The sequence below is a fragment of the Sphingopyxis sp. GC21 genome (genome assembly GCF_025727575.1).
GTDB classification, from domain to species: Bacteria; Pseudomonadota; Alphaproteobacteria; order Sphingomonadales; family Sphingomonadaceae; genus Sphingopyxis; species Sphingopyxis terrae_A.
The window spans coordinates 3,787,716-3,802,691 of the sequence record NZ_CP095845.1 but is presented as its reverse complement, the minus strand read 5'-3'; the positions used below and the strand labels follow the sequence as shown (position 1 = coordinate 3,802,691).

At 65.2% G+C, this 14,976-nt stretch carries 15 protein-coding genes; 13 read left to right on the top strand and 2 right to left on the bottom strand.

Going from position 1 to position 14,976, the window contains the following annotated elements; genetic code table 11:
• The first annotated feature begins 35 nt into the window (after positions 1-35).
• The 9 genes from MU856_RS18380 (at position 36) to MU856_RS18340 (ending at position 10,560) form a co-directional block, all read left to right on the top strand.
• Positions 36-713, top strand: a complete 678-nt coding sequence (locus MU856_RS18380) for a class I SAM-dependent methyltransferase (RefSeq protein ID WP_186401290.1) — start codon at positions 36-38, stop codon at positions 711-713.
• A 166-nt stretch (positions 714-879) separates the two neighbouring features.
• Complete coding sequence (locus MU856_RS18375) at positions 880-3,201, top strand: heavy metal translocating P-type ATPase (RefSeq protein WP_186401291.1); 2,322 nt, start codon at positions 880-882, stop codon at positions 3,199-3,201.
• A gap of 53 nt (positions 3,202-3,254) precedes the next feature.
• The gene (locus tag MU856_RS18370; protein WP_186401292.1) at positions 3,255-3,713 is read left to right on the top strand and encodes a YybH family protein; all 459 of its coding nucleotides are present in this window, start codon (positions 3,255-3,257) and stop codon (positions 3,711-3,713) included.
• Positions 3,714-3,842: 129 nt separating this feature from the next.
• Positions 3,843-4,208: a hypothetical protein gene (locus tag MU856_RS18365; protein ID WP_186401293.1), complete on the top strand. Its 366-nt coding sequence runs from the start codon at positions 3,843-3,845 to the stop codon at positions 4,206-4,208.
• A gap of 66 nt (positions 4,209-4,274) precedes the next feature.
• A complete protein-coding gene (locus MU856_RS18360) occupies positions 4,275-4,541 on the top strand; it encodes a hypothetical protein (protein ID WP_186401294.1) in 267 nt (88 codons plus the stop codon).
• Positions 4,542-4,605: 64 nt separating this feature from the next.
• Entirely contained in the window at positions 4,606-5,835 is a 1,230-nt protein-coding gene (locus MU856_RS18355; RefSeq protein WP_186401295.1) for a TolC family protein, read from the top strand.
• Positions 5,832-7,064 carry an efflux RND transporter periplasmic adaptor subunit gene (locus MU856_RS18350; protein ID WP_186401296.1) on the top strand — a complete coding sequence of 411 codons (1,233 nt, stop codon included), beginning with the start codon at positions 5,832-5,834 and terminating at the stop codon, positions 7,062-7,064. The genes MU856_RS18355 and MU856_RS18350 overlap by 4 nt, the downstream gene beginning before the upstream one ends.
• A complete protein-coding gene (locus MU856_RS18345) occupies positions 7,061-10,195 on the top strand; it encodes an efflux RND transporter permease subunit (RefSeq protein WP_186401297.1) in 3,135 nt (1,044 codons plus the stop codon). Before MU856_RS18350 ends, MU856_RS18345 begins: the two co-directional genes overlap by 4 nt.
• On the top strand, positions 10,192-10,560 hold the full coding sequence (locus MU856_RS18340) for a copper-binding protein (RefSeq protein ID WP_186401298.1): 369 nt from the start codon (positions 10,192-10,194) through the stop codon (positions 10,558-10,560). The genes MU856_RS18345 and MU856_RS18340 overlap by 4 nt, the downstream gene beginning before the upstream one ends.
• An 83-nt stretch (positions 10,561-10,643) precedes the next feature.
• Here the strand turns inward: MU856_RS18340 and MU856_RS18335 are convergent, their stop codons facing one another.
• Positions 10,644-11,045: a MerR family transcriptional regulator gene (locus MU856_RS18335; protein ID WP_186401299.1), complete on the bottom strand. Its 402-nt coding sequence runs from the start codon at positions 11,043-11,045 to the stop codon at positions 10,644-10,646.
• 72 nt (positions 11,046-11,117) lie between these two features.
• Between MU856_RS18335 and MU856_RS18330 the strand changes: the two genes are divergently transcribed.
• On the top strand, positions 11,118-11,477 hold the full coding sequence (locus MU856_RS18330) for a mercuric ion transport protein, MerT (protein ID WP_254535760.1): 360 nt from the start codon (positions 11,118-11,120) through the stop codon (positions 11,475-11,477).
• Positions 11,470-11,697, top strand: a complete 228-nt coding sequence (locus tag MU856_RS18325; RefSeq protein WP_081611194.1) for a GDCCVxC domain-containing (seleno)protein — start codon at positions 11,470-11,472, stop codon at positions 11,695-11,697. Before MU856_RS18330 ends, MU856_RS18325 begins: the two co-directional genes overlap by 8 nt.
• 35 nt (positions 11,698-11,732) lie before the next feature.
• Here the strand turns inward: MU856_RS18325 and MU856_RS18320 are convergent, their stop codons facing one another.
• Positions 11,733-12,146: a MerR family transcriptional regulator gene (locus MU856_RS18320; protein ID WP_186401300.1), complete on the bottom strand. Its 414-nt coding sequence runs from the start codon at positions 12,144-12,146 to the stop codon at positions 11,733-11,735.
• Between the two features lie 70 nt (positions 12,147-12,216).
• On the opposite strand from MU856_RS18320, the gene MU856_RS18315 reads away from it, so the two are divergent.
• Positions 12,217-12,858 carry a cation transporter gene (locus MU856_RS18315; RefSeq protein WP_037553278.1) on the top strand — a complete coding sequence of 214 codons (642 nt, stop codon included), beginning with the start codon at positions 12,217-12,219 and terminating at the stop codon, positions 12,856-12,858.
• Between the two features lie 5 nt (positions 12,859-12,863).
• Complete coding sequence (locus MU856_RS18310; RefSeq protein WP_263588146.1) at positions 12,864-14,810, top strand: cytochrome c/FTR1 family iron permease; 1,947 nt, start codon at positions 12,864-12,866, stop codon at positions 14,808-14,810.
• Positions 14,811-14,976 lie beyond the last annotated feature (166 nt).

Here is a 14,976-nt window from a genome sequence, read left to right as displayed (position 1 = left end):
CCGGCGGCAAGCCAAAGCGTCGAAAGGAGACGGCCATGCCCGACCCGAAACCCGTAGCAAGATCCTACACGCCAGCGGCAGGATATCACTTCCTGACGCCCTTTTATGATTTCGGCGTCGCGGTGACAACGCGCGAGCGCGTGTGGCGCGACCGTCTCGTTCGCCATATGGCGCTCGGCGAGGGTGACGTCATTCTCGATATCGGCTCGGGTGCGGGAAATCTTGCGCTGGCGATCGCTCGCCATAGCCGGGACGTCCGCTATCTTGGTTTCGACCCCGACGAGGCAGCGACGCGAATTGCCCGAACGAAGACCGCGCAGATTGTTCCACCGCCGGAGTTTCGAGTTGGCTTTTTCGCGGCTTCGGCGATCGATGACTGGCCCCCGCCTGCCAAGATTGCGATCTGCCTCGTCCTTCATCAGGTCGGGCTTGAGGAAAAGGCACGTCTGCTACGCGAGGCCCGGCAGGTGCTCGCGCCGGGCGGCAAACTCTATGTCGCGGACTATGGGGAACAGCGCAGCCGCCTCATGCGGTTGCTGTTCCGCCTGACGATCCAGCAGCTCGACGGCGTCCAGGACACCCAACCCAACGCCGATGGATTGCTACCGGTGCTGATGAGAGAGGCCGGCTTTCGCGATGTTCGCGAACTTGAGACGTTTCGCACGCCAACCGGTGCGATCGCGATCATCGAGGCCAACAAACCCCGGATCTGATTGCACGGGGCAAAGAAAATCCGAGGGATAACCGCTCTTCTTGCGTATCGATAGGAGCGGCTTCATTCTGGAACCGTCAGGGAAAGCCGCCTACGACGAACACGGCCGGCGGCGTTCGGACGCCCCGCCACCAAGCGGGCATCCTACATGTACAGGAGCGGCGACGATGCACGATCATCAGGGCGCGGAAAAAGGCAGAGGGAGCACCACCGATCCGGTCTGCGGCATGACGGTCGATCCGGCCACCACGCCGCACATCGCGACGCACGACGGCGAACATCATCATTTTTGCAGCGCGGGCTGCCTCGCCAAATTCGAGGCCGATCCCGATCTTTACGCCGCAAAAAGCGAGCCGACCGCAGCCGACGCACCCGAGGGGGCCATCTGGACCTGCCCGATGCATCCCGAGATCCAACGCCCCGGCCCTGGAAGCTGCCCGATCTGCGGCATGGCACTCGAGCCCGTCATGCCAACCGCGTCGGACGGCCCCAGCGAAGAATATCACGACATGCGGCGTCGCTTCTGGGTCGGCCTCCTTCTCGCCCTTCCAGTCTTTGCACTTGAGATGGGCGGCCATCTGACAGGCCTCCACCAATATGTCGGCCGCCAGACGAACAACTGGGTCCAGATGCTGCTCGCGACCCCCGTCGTTCTATGGGCGGGCTGGCCCTTCTTCGAGCGCGCCTGGCTCTCGATCCGCAACAAGAGCCTCAACATGTTCACCCTCATTGCGATGGGGACGGGCGTTGCCTGGGGCTACAGCATGATCGCGGCGATTCTCCCGCAAATCTTCCCGGCAGCCTTCCGCGCCGCCGATGGCTCGGTCGCGGTCTATTTCGAGGCCGCCGCGGTCATCACGGTGCTGGTGCTACTCGGGCAGGTGCTCGAACTCAGGGCCCGCGAGACGACGAGCGGCGCGATCCGCGCGCTCCTTGACCTGACACCGAAGCTCGCCCGGCGCGTCCGCAGCGATGGAAGCGACGAGGAGGTAGCGCTCGAGGAAGTCGCGGTCGGCGACATGCTGCGCATCCGTCCGGGCGAAAAAGTCCCCGTCGATGGCATCGTCGTAGAAGGCCGCGGCACGGTCGACGAATCGATGGTCACGGGCGAATCGATGCCGGTGACCAAGGCGGCCGGCGCGGCGCTGATCGGCGGAACGATCAACCAGACGGGCGGCCTGCTCATGCGCAGCGAGAAGGTCGGGCGCGACACGATGCTCGCGCGGATCGTACAAATGGTCGCCGACGCGCAGCGCAGCCGGGCGCCGATCCAGCGTCTCGCCGATACCGTTTCGGGCTGGTTCGTGCCCGGCGTCATCGTCGTCGCCATTGTCGCTTTCGTTGTCTGGTCGCTTCTGGGCCCCGCGCCCGCCATGGCCTATGGCCTTATCGCCGCCGTCTCGGTGCTCATCATCGCCTGTCCCTGCGCGCTCGGCCTCGCGACGCCAATGTCGATCATGGTCGGCGTGGGGCGCGGCGCCGAAGCCGGCGTGCTGATCAAAAATGCCGAGGCGCTTGAGCGGATGGAGAAGGTCGACACGCTCGTCGTCGACAAGACGGGGACGCTGACCGAAGGCAGACCCTCGGTCGTCGCCATCGAAGTCGCCGAAGGGTTCGAGGAAAACGACCTCCTCCGGATTGCCGCGAGCCTCGAGCGCAGCAGCGAACATCCATTGGCCGCCGCAATCGTCAAAGCGGCGGAAGACCGCGGCCTCGCGCTCGTCGAGCCATCGGGAGTCGACCAGCCGGTCGGCAAGGGCATCGTCGGGGCGGTCGACGACAAGGCGATCGTCCTTGGCAATGCGAGCTTTCTCGAAGAATATGACGTCGATCTGGGCGCACTCGCCGCGGCGGCCGACCGCCTTCGCACTGACGGCGCGACGGCGATCTACATCGCGGTCAACGGCAAGGCGGCCGGCGTCATCGCTATCGCAGATCCGGTCAAGGAGACGACGAGCGACGCACTCGCGGCGCTGCGCGAAGCCGGAATCAAGGTCATCATGCTCACCGGCGACAATCGCGTCACCGCCGAGGCGATCGCACGGCGGCTCGGCATCGACAATGTCGAGGCCGACGTCCTCCCCGACCAGAAGAGCGCCGTCGTCCAGCGGCTGCGCGAAGAGGGCGGGATCGTCGCCATGGCCGGCGACGGGGTCAACGACGCCCCCGCGCTTGCCGCCGCCGATGTCGGCATCGCCATGGGTTCGGGAACCGACGTCGCCATCGAAAGCGCGGGCGTCACACTATTGCGCGGCGACCTCCTCGGCATCGTGCGGGCGCGGCATCTCAGCCATGCGACAATGGCGAATATCCGCCAGAATCTCTTCTTCGCCTTCGCCTATAATGCCGCGGGCATTCCGGTGGCGGCGGGCGTGCTATACCCGATCTTCGGGCTGCTCCTGTCGCCGATCATCGCCGCCGCGGCGATGGCGCTCTCGTCGGTCAGCGTGATCGCCAATTCGCTGCGGCTGCGGTTCGTGAAAATCTGATCGAAGCGTCGCCGCGCCGTTCGGCGGCGGGTATTGAGAAAGGGAGAATGGGGATGAGAGGTTTCATTGCAGCGGCGATCGGACTGGCGCTGGCCATGGCGATTCCCGCCCAAGCGGCCGCAACCCCGGATTATCAGGCGGCCGCCGCGACGCTGGCGCAATATAAGCAGGCGATCGAGAGCCGCGACCTGTCGGGCGTCGGAGCCCTGTTCGCGCCCGACGCCCAGATCTTCGAGTCGGGCGGCGTCGAAGGAAATTTCGCCCATTATCGCGACCATCATCTCGCGCCCGAGCTCAAGGCGTTCAGGTCCTTCGCCTTCAAGGACTATAAGGTTTCGGTGCGGGGCGAAGGCGAGGTTGCGATCGCCACCGAGACCTATTCCTACACGATCATACTCGCGAGCGGCGAAACGGTCGAACGTGATGGCGTTGCGACGAGCGTGCTTAAGTGGACGGACGGCAAATGGCGGATCATCAGCCTGCACAGTTCTTCGCGCAAGCCGAAGGCCTGATGGCGGCGGGCGGGGCAAGGATTATCTGGCCCGGGTGTAACCGCGGAGGGGCTGCTCACGAACAACGCAGCAGTCCAGGCGCCGCAATTTCAGTTTGACGCCAGGAGTGACAAGGAACATGCTTCGACCGTGAAACGTTGGCTTTCTCTGCTGCTTCTCTTCGGAGCTGTGCTGGGCCTTCTCGGCCAGGAAGCCGCGTTTGCGTCTGCTCCGGCAATCCCGATGTCCGATACGACAACCGCGGCGACGTCGATGAGCGACGAGTGCGCCGAAATGATGGGAATGGACAAATCCGAGGGCGACGCGCCCTGCAAGGGTCTGACGTTCGATTGCATTGCCAAGATGGGTTGCGCGCTCCCGCCCCTCGTCATTTCGTCGCCCATGCTGATCGTGGCGGCGACTCACATGACAGGGCTGCTCGACCCGCTACCGATCCAGCCGCTGGATGGCCGGACATTCGGGCCCGAACCCAATCCACCGCTAATTCTCGGCTGAATTGCACGATGCCCGCCGACCCGTTTCGGCGCTCATTTTCTTGCTTTCTCAACCGAGGAATTCAACATGAAACCGCTTTTTGCCGTTGCCGCGCTCGCGGCAGCGACGCTTGCCGCTCCCGTTTTTGCCCAAGTGCAATCGGGCGGCCGTTATGAATGGCAGACCCGCCAGGTTCCGGGACCGAACAAGTCCAATGCCACGTCGCGAGTCCGCGTCTGGGTGAAGGACAAACCGGCGCAAATGGCCGAGTGCGATTGCGACATGATGAAGGCCGATCCGGCCGGTTGCATGAAGAAAATGTCCCGCGGCTCCATGCCACACCCCGGCGCGTAAAGCTCTCCGCCCTCGGCACAGAGGCGTCGGGGGCGGTCTTGTCCGGTCCACAAAAGGGGACATCATGCGCAATTTTTTTGCGGCGACCATGCTGATCGCGCTGCCCGCGACGCTTCATGCCGAGCCGTTGACACTCGACGCCGCGCTGCGGCTGGCCGAAACCCAGGCGCCCGAACTGCGCGGACGCGAAGCGGGGATCGACGCCGCCGAGTCGGCGGCGATCGCGGCCGACCGGTTGCCCGATCCCAAACTCGATCTGGCCATCAAGGATTTCCCGGTCACCGGCCCCGACGCGGGCCGCCTCAACCGCGACAATTTCACGATGCAGGTGATCGGTATCAGCCAGGAATTCACCCATCCCGCCAAGCGCCGGGCGCGTGCGACGCGCGCGCTGGCCGAAATCGGGATCGCGCGCGCCGACGAAGCGGTCGCGGCGCAGGACGTCCGGCTGGCGACGGCGCTCGCCTGGATCGACCTTTTCTATGCCAAGAAACGGCTCAAGAAGCTCGAATTGCTCGATGCCGAGCTCGACGATTTGCAGGCGACGGTGACCGCGCGGTTGGCCAGCGGCGCGGCGCGGCCGGCGCAGGCGCTCGAACCCGAACAGCTCCGCGCCGAGATTCAGGATCGCCGCAGCGGGCTCGCCGCCGAGGTTGCGCGCGCCCGCGCGCAGCTCGCGCGCTTCACCGGCGACGCCGCCGCCGACACGGCAGGCGCGCCGCCGCCGCCGGTCGTCGATGAAAGCGCGCTGCGCTCCGGAATCGACGCGCTGCCGCGGCTGCGCGCGCTCGATGCGCGCGCGCTGGCGGCCGATGCCGAAACCGGGCTCGCACGCGCCGACAAGCGGCCCGACTGGAACGTCTCGGCGGCCTATGGGCGGCGCGAGCCCAATTATGGCGACCTCGTCACGCTCGGCGTCACCATCGACTTGCCGCTCTTCGCCAAGAAGCGGCAGGACCCGAAGATCTCCGCGCGGGCGAGCGAGGCGACGCGCGCGCGGCTCGATCGCGAAGCGGCAAAGCGCGACATCGCCGCGGCCCTCGACGCCGATCTCGCCGATCATCACATGCATCACGAACAGCTCGGCAATGCGCAGTCGCGGCTGGTGCCACTGGCGAAGAAGCGCGCCGAGCTTGACCTCGCCAGCTACGCCGCCGGCCAGCTCGACCTCGGGACCGCATTGCTCTCGACGCTCGCGCTGGCCGAAGCCGAAGTGGATGTACTGGCGCGCGAGGCCGAGGTCGCGCGCGACGCGATCCGGATCAATTATATCTATGGGGAGACAGGGCGATGACCGAAGCGACGACAGCGGTGCGGTGGCGCGCCGGGATTTTGGCCGCGGTGCTGATCGCGGGCGGCGGCGGTTACTGGATCGGGCAGCGCGGCGCGGACGACGTGCCGACGGGCGCCACAAGCGATGGGCGCAAGATCCTCTATTATTACGACCCGATGTTCCCGAACCAGAAGTTCGACAAGCCGGGCAAGTCGCCCTTCATGGATATGGAGCTGGAACCCAAATATGCCGACGAAGGCGGCGGGGCCGACGCCGCGCCGGGCTTTTCGATCGATCCGTCGGCGATGCAAAATCTCGGAATGCGCGTCGTCGCCGCCGAGATGGGCAGCCTCGCGGCGACCTTCGACGTCACCGGCGCGGTCGATTTCAACGAACGCGACGTCGCGATCGTCCAGGCGCGTTCGGACGGCTTTGTCGAGCGCGTCTATCGGCTGGCCCCGGGCGACGTCATCGGCGCCGGGACGCCGATCGCCGATGTTCAGTCGCCCGATTGGGGCGGCGCGCAGACCGAATATCTGAGCGTCAAGAAGCTCGGCCGGCCCGAGCTGACAGCGGCGGCGCGGCAGCGGCTGCGTCTGATCGGCATGTCCGACGCCGTTATCAACCGGGTCGATCGGACCGGGCGGACAAGCGGAACCGTTACGATCAGTTCGCCGATCGGCGGCGTCGTGCAGAGCCTCAGCGCGCGGGCGGGCGTTACGCTGGCGCAGGGCCAGACGCTCGCCGAAATCTCGGGGCTGGCCACCGTCTGGCTAAACGCCTCCTTGCCCGAGGCTCAGGCCGGGGCGGTGCGCGTCGGCCAGCGCGCGGTTGCGACGCTCACCGCCTTTCCCGGCGAAACATTTGGCGGGCGCGTCATCGCGATCCTGCCGACGACGCAGGTCGACAGCCGGACGCTGACCGTGCGCATCGAACTCGCCAATCGCGGCGGCCGGCTGCGCCCGGGCATGTTCGCCAATGTCACGCTCGGCGGCAACGCCAAACCCGCGCTGCTGGTGCCGAGCGAGGCGGTCATCCGCACCGGCACGCGCAGCATCGTCATGCTGGCGACGGGCGACGGGCGCTATCATCCCGCCGAAGTGCAAACAGGGCGCGAGGGCGGCGGCCAGACCGAAATCCTGCAGGGGCTGGCGGTGGGCGAGAGGGTCGTCGCATCGGGCCAGTTCCTGCTCGATTCCGAGGCGAGCCTGACCGGCATCGCCGTCCGCCCGCTCGGTGACGCGAAATGATCGAGCGGATCATTCGCGCCTCGGTCGCGGCACGCGGACTGGTCGTTGCCGCGGCACTGATCCTGACCCTCGTCGGTGTCGCCGCAGTGCGGACGACCCCAGTCGATGCGATTCCCGATCTGTCGGACGTTCAGGTCATCATCCGCACCACCTATCCGGGGCAGGCGCCGCGGATCGTCGAGGATCAGGTGACCTATCCGATCAGTTCGACGATGCTGTCGGTGCCGGGCGCGCGCGTCGTGCGCGGCTATAGCTTTGTCGGCGACAGTTTCGTCTATGTGCTGTTCGACGACGACACCGACCTGTATTGGGCGCGCAGCCGGGTGCTCGAATATCTGAGCCAGGTGCAGGGAAAATTGCCCGACGGCGCGACCGCGTCGATCGGACCCGATGCGACCGGCGTCGGCTGGATCTATGAATATGCGCTGGTCGACAAAAACGGACGGCATGATCTGGCCGAACTGCGCTCGATCCAGGACTGGTTCCTGCGTTACGAATTGAAAGCCGTCCCCGACGTCGCCGAGGTCGCGACCATCGGCGGGATGGTCAAACAATATCAGATCATCCTCGATCCCCAAAAACTGGCATCCTATGGCGTCACCGTGCGCGAAGTCAGCGACGCCCTGACCGCCGCCAATCAGGAAACCGGCGGCGCGACGGTCGAACTGGCCGAGGCCGAATATATAGTTCGCGCCAGCGGCTATCTGAAGACCCTCGACGATTTCCGCGCCGTGTCGATCCGCACCGCCGCGGGCGGAGTCCCGGTGACGGTGGGCGACATTGCGACGGTGCAAATCGGTCCCGAGATGCGGCGCGGAATCGCTGAACTTGATGGCGAAGGCGAAGTCACCGGCGGGGTGATCGTCATGCGGCAAGGCAAGAACGCCCGCGAGGTGATCGAGAATGTCCGGGCCAAGCTGAATTCGCTAAAGGCCAGCCTTCCGCCGGGGGTGGAGATCGTCACCACCTATGACCGCTCGGGGCTGATCGACCGCGCGGTCGATAATCTGACCTCGAAGCTCGTCGAGGAATTCATCGTCGTGGCGATCGTCTGTGCGCTGTTCCTGTGGCACGCGCGATCGGCCCTGGTGGCGATTCTGACGCTGCCGCTCGGCATCCTCATCGCCTTCATCGCGATGCGCGCACAAGGCCTGAACGCCAATATATTGTCGCTCGGCGGCATCGCGATCGCGATCGGAGCGATGGTCGATGCAGCGGTCGTGATGATCGAAAATGCGCACAAGCATATCGAACGCTGGGCGCACGAGAATCCCGACCGGAAATTGGAAGGGACCGAACGCTGGCGCGCGATCACCGGCGCGGCAGCCGAGGTCGGCCCGGCACTGTTCCTCAGCCTGCTCATCATCACTTTTTCCTTCATCCCGATTTTCGCGCTTCAAGGACAGGAGGGTCGGCTGTTCGCGCCGCTCGCCTTCACCAAAACCTATGCGATGGCGGCGGCGGCCCTGCTTTCGATCACGCTCGTCCCGGTGCTGATGGGCTGGCTCATTCGCGGCAAGATTCCCGGCGAGAATGCCAATCCGATCAATCGCTGGCTGACCCGCCTCTACCGCCCCGGGCTCGATTGGGTGCTCGCGCGTCCGAAACAGGCGTTGTTCATCGCCCTACTGGTCTTTGCGACCAGCCTGTGGCCGATGGCGCGGCTTGGCGGCGAGTTCATGCCGCAAATGAACGAAGGCGACCTCCTCTATATGCCCTCGGCGCTGCCCGGGCTTTCGGTGGCCGAAGCGGGCAAATTGCTCCAGCAGACCGACCGTCTGATCAAGACGGTCCCCGAGGTTAGCCGTGTGTTCGGCAAGGCGGGGCGCGCCGACACCGCGACCGATCCGGCGCCGATCGAAATGTTCGAAACGACGATCCAGTTCAAACCCAAGAGCGAATGGCGCGCGGGGATGACACCGGAAAAACTGATCGAGGAACTCGACGCGCGGGTGCGCGTGCCGGGGCTCGCCAATTTCTGGGTGCCGCCGATCCGCAACCGGATCGATATGCTGGCGACGGGGATCAAAAGCCCGATCGGGATCAAGGTCGCGGGATCCGACCTCAAGGCCATCGACGCCAGCGCCAAGCGGATCGAGGATGTCGTCAAGACGGTGCCCGGCGTCGCATCGGCGCTCGCCGAACGGCTCACCGGCGGGCGCTACATCGATGTCCAGATCGATCGCGGTGCAGCGGCGCGCTATGGAATGAACATCGCCGATGTTCAAGCCATCGTATCGGGCGCGATTGGCGGCGCGACGATCGGGCAGACGGTCGAGGGGCTGGCGCGCTATCCGATCAGCGTGCGCTATCCGCGCGAAATCCGCGACAGCCTCGATGAAATCATCAACCTGCCGGTGCTGACCCCGACGCGCCAGCAGATCACGCTCGGCACCGTCGCCGAAGTGCGGATCAGCGACGGTCCGCCGATGCTGCGCAGCGAGAATGGCCGCCCGGTGACCTGGATTTACGTCGATGGCCGCGGGCGCGATTTGCAAACGCTGGTCGCCGACATCCAGGCGGCGATCGCGCGCGAGGTCAAGCTGCCGCCGGGGGTCAGCGTCTCCTACACCGGCCAGTTCGAATTTCTGGTGCGCGCGACCGAGCGGATGAAGATAGTCGTCCCGGTGACGCTCGCGATCATCTTCGGGCTGCTCTATCTGACCTTCCGGCGGCTCGACGAGGCGTTGCTCATCATGGGGACCCTGCCGTTCGCGCTCACCGGCGGGTTGTGGCTGCTCTATCTGCTCGGCTACAACCAGTCGGTCGCGAGCGGCGTCGGCTTTATCGCGCTCGCCGGGGTGTCGGCCGAGTTCGGTGTGGTGATGCTGATCTACCTCAAGCAGGCGCTCGCTGCACGCAGCGACGGCGATGTCGCGGCGGGGGTGCGCGACGGTGCGCTGCTGCGCGTCCGGCCCAAGGCGATGACGGTCGCGGTCATCCTCGCAGGCCTGTTCCCGATCCTCGTTGGGACCGGAACCGGCTCCGAGGTGATGAGCCGGATCGCCGCACCGATGGTTGGCGGCATGCTCACCGCGCCGCTGCTGTCGATGTTCATCATTCCCGCCGCTTATCTGCTGATGCGCAGGCGAGCGGCAAAACCAGCTCAACCAAAAGGAGAAACGAAATGAAGAAACTGCCGATCATCGCGCTGGGCCTTGCGCTCGCCGCAGCGCTTGCCGGCTGCGACAAGCAAGGCGAAGCGCCGAAAGCCGAAGAGAAGGCAGCCATGGCCGATGATGTTGGAACCATGGCGACGCCGGCCGAAATCAAGCATGGCAAGGGCACGGCTACCGTCACCGCGATCGATAGCGCCAAAGGACAGGTCACGCTCGATCATGGTGCGATCGCCGAGCTCGAATGGCCGCCGATGACGATGGGCTTCGCCGCGAAAGGCGAACTGCTGAAGGATATCAAGGTCGGCGACAAGATCGCGTTCGAACTGGACTGGGACGGCAAGGCCGGGACGATCACCAAGCTCGACAAGGCGCCGTAACGCGCCGCCATTGCGCGCGGCGGCCCAACTGCCGCGCGCAATAGCTGCTTTGGGGTGTTGGCGGAAGACGGCTGCACTCAAACCTAGTCGGACAGCGCCTCCAGAAGCGGGCAGCCCCCGGCATCGCCGGCGCCGCACGCCTCGACAAGATCGCCCAAGACAGCGGCCATGCGGTCGAGGTCGGCGCGCTTGGCGAGGACTTCGGCAAGCTGGCCCTCGGCCATTTGACGCACCTGATCGCAGCTATGGCTGCCGCCTTCGGCCAGAAGGAGCAAAGTGCGGACCGTATCGAGGGGAAAACCCAGTTCGCGCGCGCGCCGCACAAATGCAAGGCGCCGCACACCAGCTGAATCATAACGGCGAAATCGCCCGTACCGGACCGGCGCGGGCAGAATGCCGATGCGCTCATAATAGCGGATCGTCTCGATATTGCAGCCGGTAAGCCGAGAAAGCTCGCCGATGGGGATGGTGCTTGAGGGGGCCATTGCGATTCCGCTTGCATCTGTAGTCACTACAGATGGTAGACTTGCCGATACCGCGAAACAAGGAGGTAGAATTTGGCTGGAGATGCAAGGCGTCCGAAAGGATTTGGGGCCATTTCGCTGGCGCTTGGCGGGATCGCATCGGGCTTTCTCGCAGCCACCTGCTGCGCGCTTCCCATGCTGCTTGCCTCGGCGGGGCTCGGGTCCGCCTGGCTCGTCGGCATAGCGGTCCCGGCCGCGCCCTACCGGCTCTGGTTCGTCGCATTCGGCGCAATTTCGCTCGTCGCCGGTGGCGTGCTGCTGGCGCGCCAGCAGATGCGCGCGGCGCGCTGCGGCGCCGATGGCCTATGCGTGCCGGCGACGCTGCGCGTCGTGACCTTCGTCGGCCTGCTCTTCGGCGCCGTCCTCCTATGGCTTGGCTATCGCTATGCTTGATCCCTCGCCGGTCCTGCAATCGACGCTGACGTGTCCGCTCTGCGGTCAAATCGCCGACGAAATCATGCCCACCGATGCGTGTCAGTATTTCTACGACTGCAAGGGATGCGGCGCGCTGCTCAAGCCGCTGCCAGGAGACTGCTGTGTCTTCTGTTCCTATGGCACGGTACCCTGCCCGCCAATACAGGTTGACGGCGGCAAGGGCAGTTGCTGCGGCTGAGCCGCAAGCCGCCGACAGTCCCGATAGCGCGGCGGCTAGGCATTTCCGGCGGCGATGGCCTCGATGACCCGGCAATCCGACACCGGCCCGCCATCGCAGAGCTGGACGATACGGGCAAGTTCAGCACGGAGCCGCGCCATCCGTTCCAGCTTTTCATCGACATCGAGCAGGTGACGCGCCGCAAGCGCGCGGATTTCGGCGCAGTCCTGCCCCGGCCCCAAGGCCAGCGCCGTCAACGACCGGATTTCATCGATCGAAAAGCCGAGGCCGCGGGCATTGCGGATGAATGCGAGGCGCCCGACATCCTCATCCCCGTAGGTGCGCCGGCCAGAGGCTGTGCGCGCTGCGCAAGGCAGCAATCCGATATCCTCATAGAAGCGGATCGTGTTTACCTTGGTGCCGGTGCGTTTCGCCAGGCCGCCGATCGGCAGCCGCGTGTCGCGCGCCATCTCCCTTCCTCTCAGTCTCGTTTCGATTTCAGCTTGCTTCTACAGTTACTGTAGAATGTAGAACAGGGGAATGAGCAACGACAGCAATTGCGGCTGCACGGGCGACACCGTCAGGGCCGAACGCGATCCCGCCTATCGAAGGGCCTTGTGGATCGTCGTAATTCTCAATCTCGGCTTCGGCGCGATCGAGATCGTCGGCGGGTTCATCGCCAACAGCCAGGCGCTGAAAGCCGACTCGCTCGACTTTATCGGCGACGGCACGATCACGTTGGCCGGCCTCGTCGCGATAGGCTGGACTGCGCTCGCCCGCACGCGTATCGCCTTAGCCCAAGGCCTGTTCCTGCTGTCGCTCGGCATAGGGGTCATCGGCGTCGCGCTGTGGCGTGCCCTGACCGCGGTTCCGCCCGAAGCCGAGCTGATGGGCGGCATCGGCGCCGCCGCCCTCCTCGTCAACCTCACCTCGGCCGCGGTCCTCTCGCGGTTCCGCGAAGGCGACGCCAATGTCCGGGCGGTGTGGCTGTTCAGCCGCAACGACGCGATCGCCAATGTGGCGGTGATCATCGCCGCCGGCCTCGTCGCATGGACCGGGCAAGCCTGGCCCGACCTTGCAGTCGCCGCCATCATTGCCACGCTTTTCCTGCATTCGGCCTATGAGATTCTTCGCAGCGCGCGGACCGAATTGCGCGAACTGTCGACTGTGCCCGGACAATAGGGCCAATGCCCCCCGCCCGCCGCTTTCTCTCTCTGCTGATCGCGCTTGCTGCAATCGGCGGCCTCGTCGTGCCGACGGCACAGGCCCGCACTGATGCCGACGAAGTCCAGACCATATGGCGCCTGCTGGACTATGTTGCGGTCGACTATGGTGGAGCCGTCTCGAATGGCGTGGTGACGAGCACGGTCGAATATTCCGAGATGACCGAGTTTTCCGCCACCGTTCGCAAGGGGATCGAAGCGCTTCCGGTATCCCCGGCGCGGGCTCGCCTTGTCAGTGAAGCGGGACAACTCCAGACGGCGATCGCATCGAAGGCGAGCCCCGGCAAGGTGGCTGGCCAGGCGCGCGGACTCGCGGCGGACCTCCTCGCCGCCTACCCCGTGCCCCTCGCGCCGCGCAACGCTCCAGATCCCCGGCGCGGAGCCCAAGTCTATCTGGAAAATTGCGCCAGCTGTCATGGGGCGCGCGGCGATGGCAATGGACATCAGGCCAAGGGGCTCGACCCGGCACCTATCGATTTCACCGACGCCGGACGCGCTCGCAAGCGCAGTCTGTTCGCGCTCTATCAGGTCATAGGACAGGGGCTCGAAGGCACGTCCATGCCCAGTTTTGCCCATTTGCCCTCCGACGACCGCTGGGCGGTAGCAGCCTATGCCGGTGGATTTGCATTTCGCGACGTCGCAGCCGGCCGGCGTGTCTGGAACCAGACCCCTGCGGCGCGCGAACTGGTCCCCGACCTGCAAGCCTTCACGAGTCTCAGCCCGGAAGTGCTTGGTCGTGGGCTGGGATCGGAGCAGGCCGACGCGCTTACCGCCTATTTGCGTTCCGATCCCCAAGCATTGACAACCGCTTCGCCCGCGACGCTTGCGGTTGCGCGTGACAAATTGGCGCAAAGCCTTGCCGCATACCGCAAGGGAAACCGGAGCGAGGCAGAGCGTCTCGCGCTGTCCGCCTATCTCGACGGTTTCGAACCGATTGAGCCGATCCTGACGACGCGCGATTCCGCCCTTATGGCGCAAATCGAATCCGCGATGTCCGATTATCGCGTGTCCATCGCGCGAGGTGTGCCGGTCGATGCGGTCGCGGGTAAAGCCGCCGCAGTCGAAACCCTTTTCGCCGATGCCGAAGCTGCACTGTCTCCCGATGCAGCCAGCGACGCATCGACCTTTGTCGGGGCGCTTACCATCTTGCTGCGCGAGGGTCTCGAAGCGCTTCTGATCATCGTGGCGATGATCGCTTTCTTGCGAAAGGCCGAACGGCCTGAGATCCTACCCTATGTCCATGGCGGCTGGATCGCAGCCTTGGCTGCCGGCGGCGCAACCTGGGCAGTCGCGACCTATGCAATCTCGATCAGCGGAGCGAACCGCGAGTTGACAGAGGGATTTGGCTCGCTTTTCGCCGCAGTCGTGCTCGTCTGGGTCGGCATCTGGATGCACGGAAAGTCGCACGCGGAGAGCTGGCAGCGCTATATCCGCGAAGCGATGGGCAAGGCGCTTTCGCGCCGCTCGGCCTGGTTCCTGTTCGGGCTCGCTTTCCTCGTGGTCTATCGGGAAGTCTTTGAGACCATCCTGTTTTTCGCAGCTCTCGCCGCGCAAGGGAGCCGCAGCGCGATCGCTGCCGGAGCCGGAACTGCAGTGGTGATCCTGGCAGCAATCGCATGGGTCATGCTTCGTTACAGCCGGGTCCTGCCGATCGGGAAATTTTTCGCCTACAGCTCCGCACTGATCGCCATCCTTGCGGTTGTCCTGGCCGGCAAGGGCGCGGGCGCGCTACAGGAAGCCGGCCTCCTCGGCATCACACCGCTCGCTCATTTTCCTCGCTTCCCGACGATGGGGATATTTCCTTCGCTCGAACCGTTGCTGCTCCAGCTTCTCGCGCTTGCAATCCTCTGGATCGGCTATCGTCACAACAGTCGGCAACATCGCCGGGTCGAGACAACGCAGGGTCAATGAGGGTAATCATCACGGGGTCGGCGCACTTCTCCTTGGCCGTGCGGCGGCTTCCGAAAAGAGCCTCCGAGCCAGACAGCTAACCCAGCGCCCGTTACGCACATGAGTTAGGCCTGCTATCGAGACCCGATGCCCGACACGTCCAACTGGAACGGCCGACTTAGCCTCG

Coding starts and splice junctions, on each gene's coding strand:
- MU856_RS18360 (WP_186401294.1), top strand. CDS start 4,275: ATGAAACCGCTTTTTGCCGTTGCCGCGCTCGCGGCAGCGACGCTTGCC.
- MU856_RS18350 (WP_186401296.1), top strand. CDS start 5,832: ATGACCGAAGCGACGACAGCGGTGCGGTGGCGCGCCGGGATTTTGGCC.
- MU856_RS18335 (WP_186401299.1), bottom strand. CDS start 11,045: ATGGCCCCCTCAAGCACCATCCCCATCGGCGAGCTTTCTCGGCTTACC.
- MU856_RS18325 (WP_081611194.1), top strand. CDS start 11,470: ATGCTTGATCCCTCGCCGGTCCTGCAATCGACGCTGACGTGTCCGCTC.
- MU856_RS18370 (WP_186401292.1), top strand. CDS start 3,255: ATGAGAGGTTTCATTGCAGCGGCGATCGGACTGGCGCTGGCCATGGCG.
- MU856_RS18315 (WP_037553278.1), top strand. CDS start 12,217: ATGAGCAACGACAGCAATTGCGGCTGCACGGGCGACACCGTCAGGGCC.
- MU856_RS18340 (WP_186401298.1), top strand. CDS start 10,192: ATGAAGAAACTGCCGATCATCGCGCTGGGCCTTGCGCTCGCCGCAGCG.
- MU856_RS18380 (WP_186401290.1), top strand. CDS start 36: ATGCCCGACCCGAAACCCGTAGCAAGATCCTACACGCCAGCGGCAGGA.
- MU856_RS18355 (WP_186401295.1), top strand. CDS start 4,606: ATGCGCAATTTTTTTGCGGCGACCATGCTGATCGCGCTGCCCGCGACG.
- MU856_RS18345 (WP_186401297.1), top strand. CDS start 7,061: ATGATCGAGCGGATCATTCGCGCCTCGGTCGCGGCACGCGGACTGGTC.
- MU856_RS18320 (WP_186401300.1), bottom strand. CDS start 12,146: ATGGCGCGCGACACGCGGCTGCCGATCGGCGGCCTGGCGAAACGCACC.
- MU856_RS18310 (WP_263588146.1), top strand. CDS start 12,864: ATGCCCCCCGCCCGCCGCTTTCTCTCTCTGCTGATCGCGCTTGCTGCA.
- MU856_RS18375 (WP_186401291.1), top strand. CDS start 880: ATGCACGATCATCAGGGCGCGGAAAAAGGCAGAGGGAGCACCACCGAT.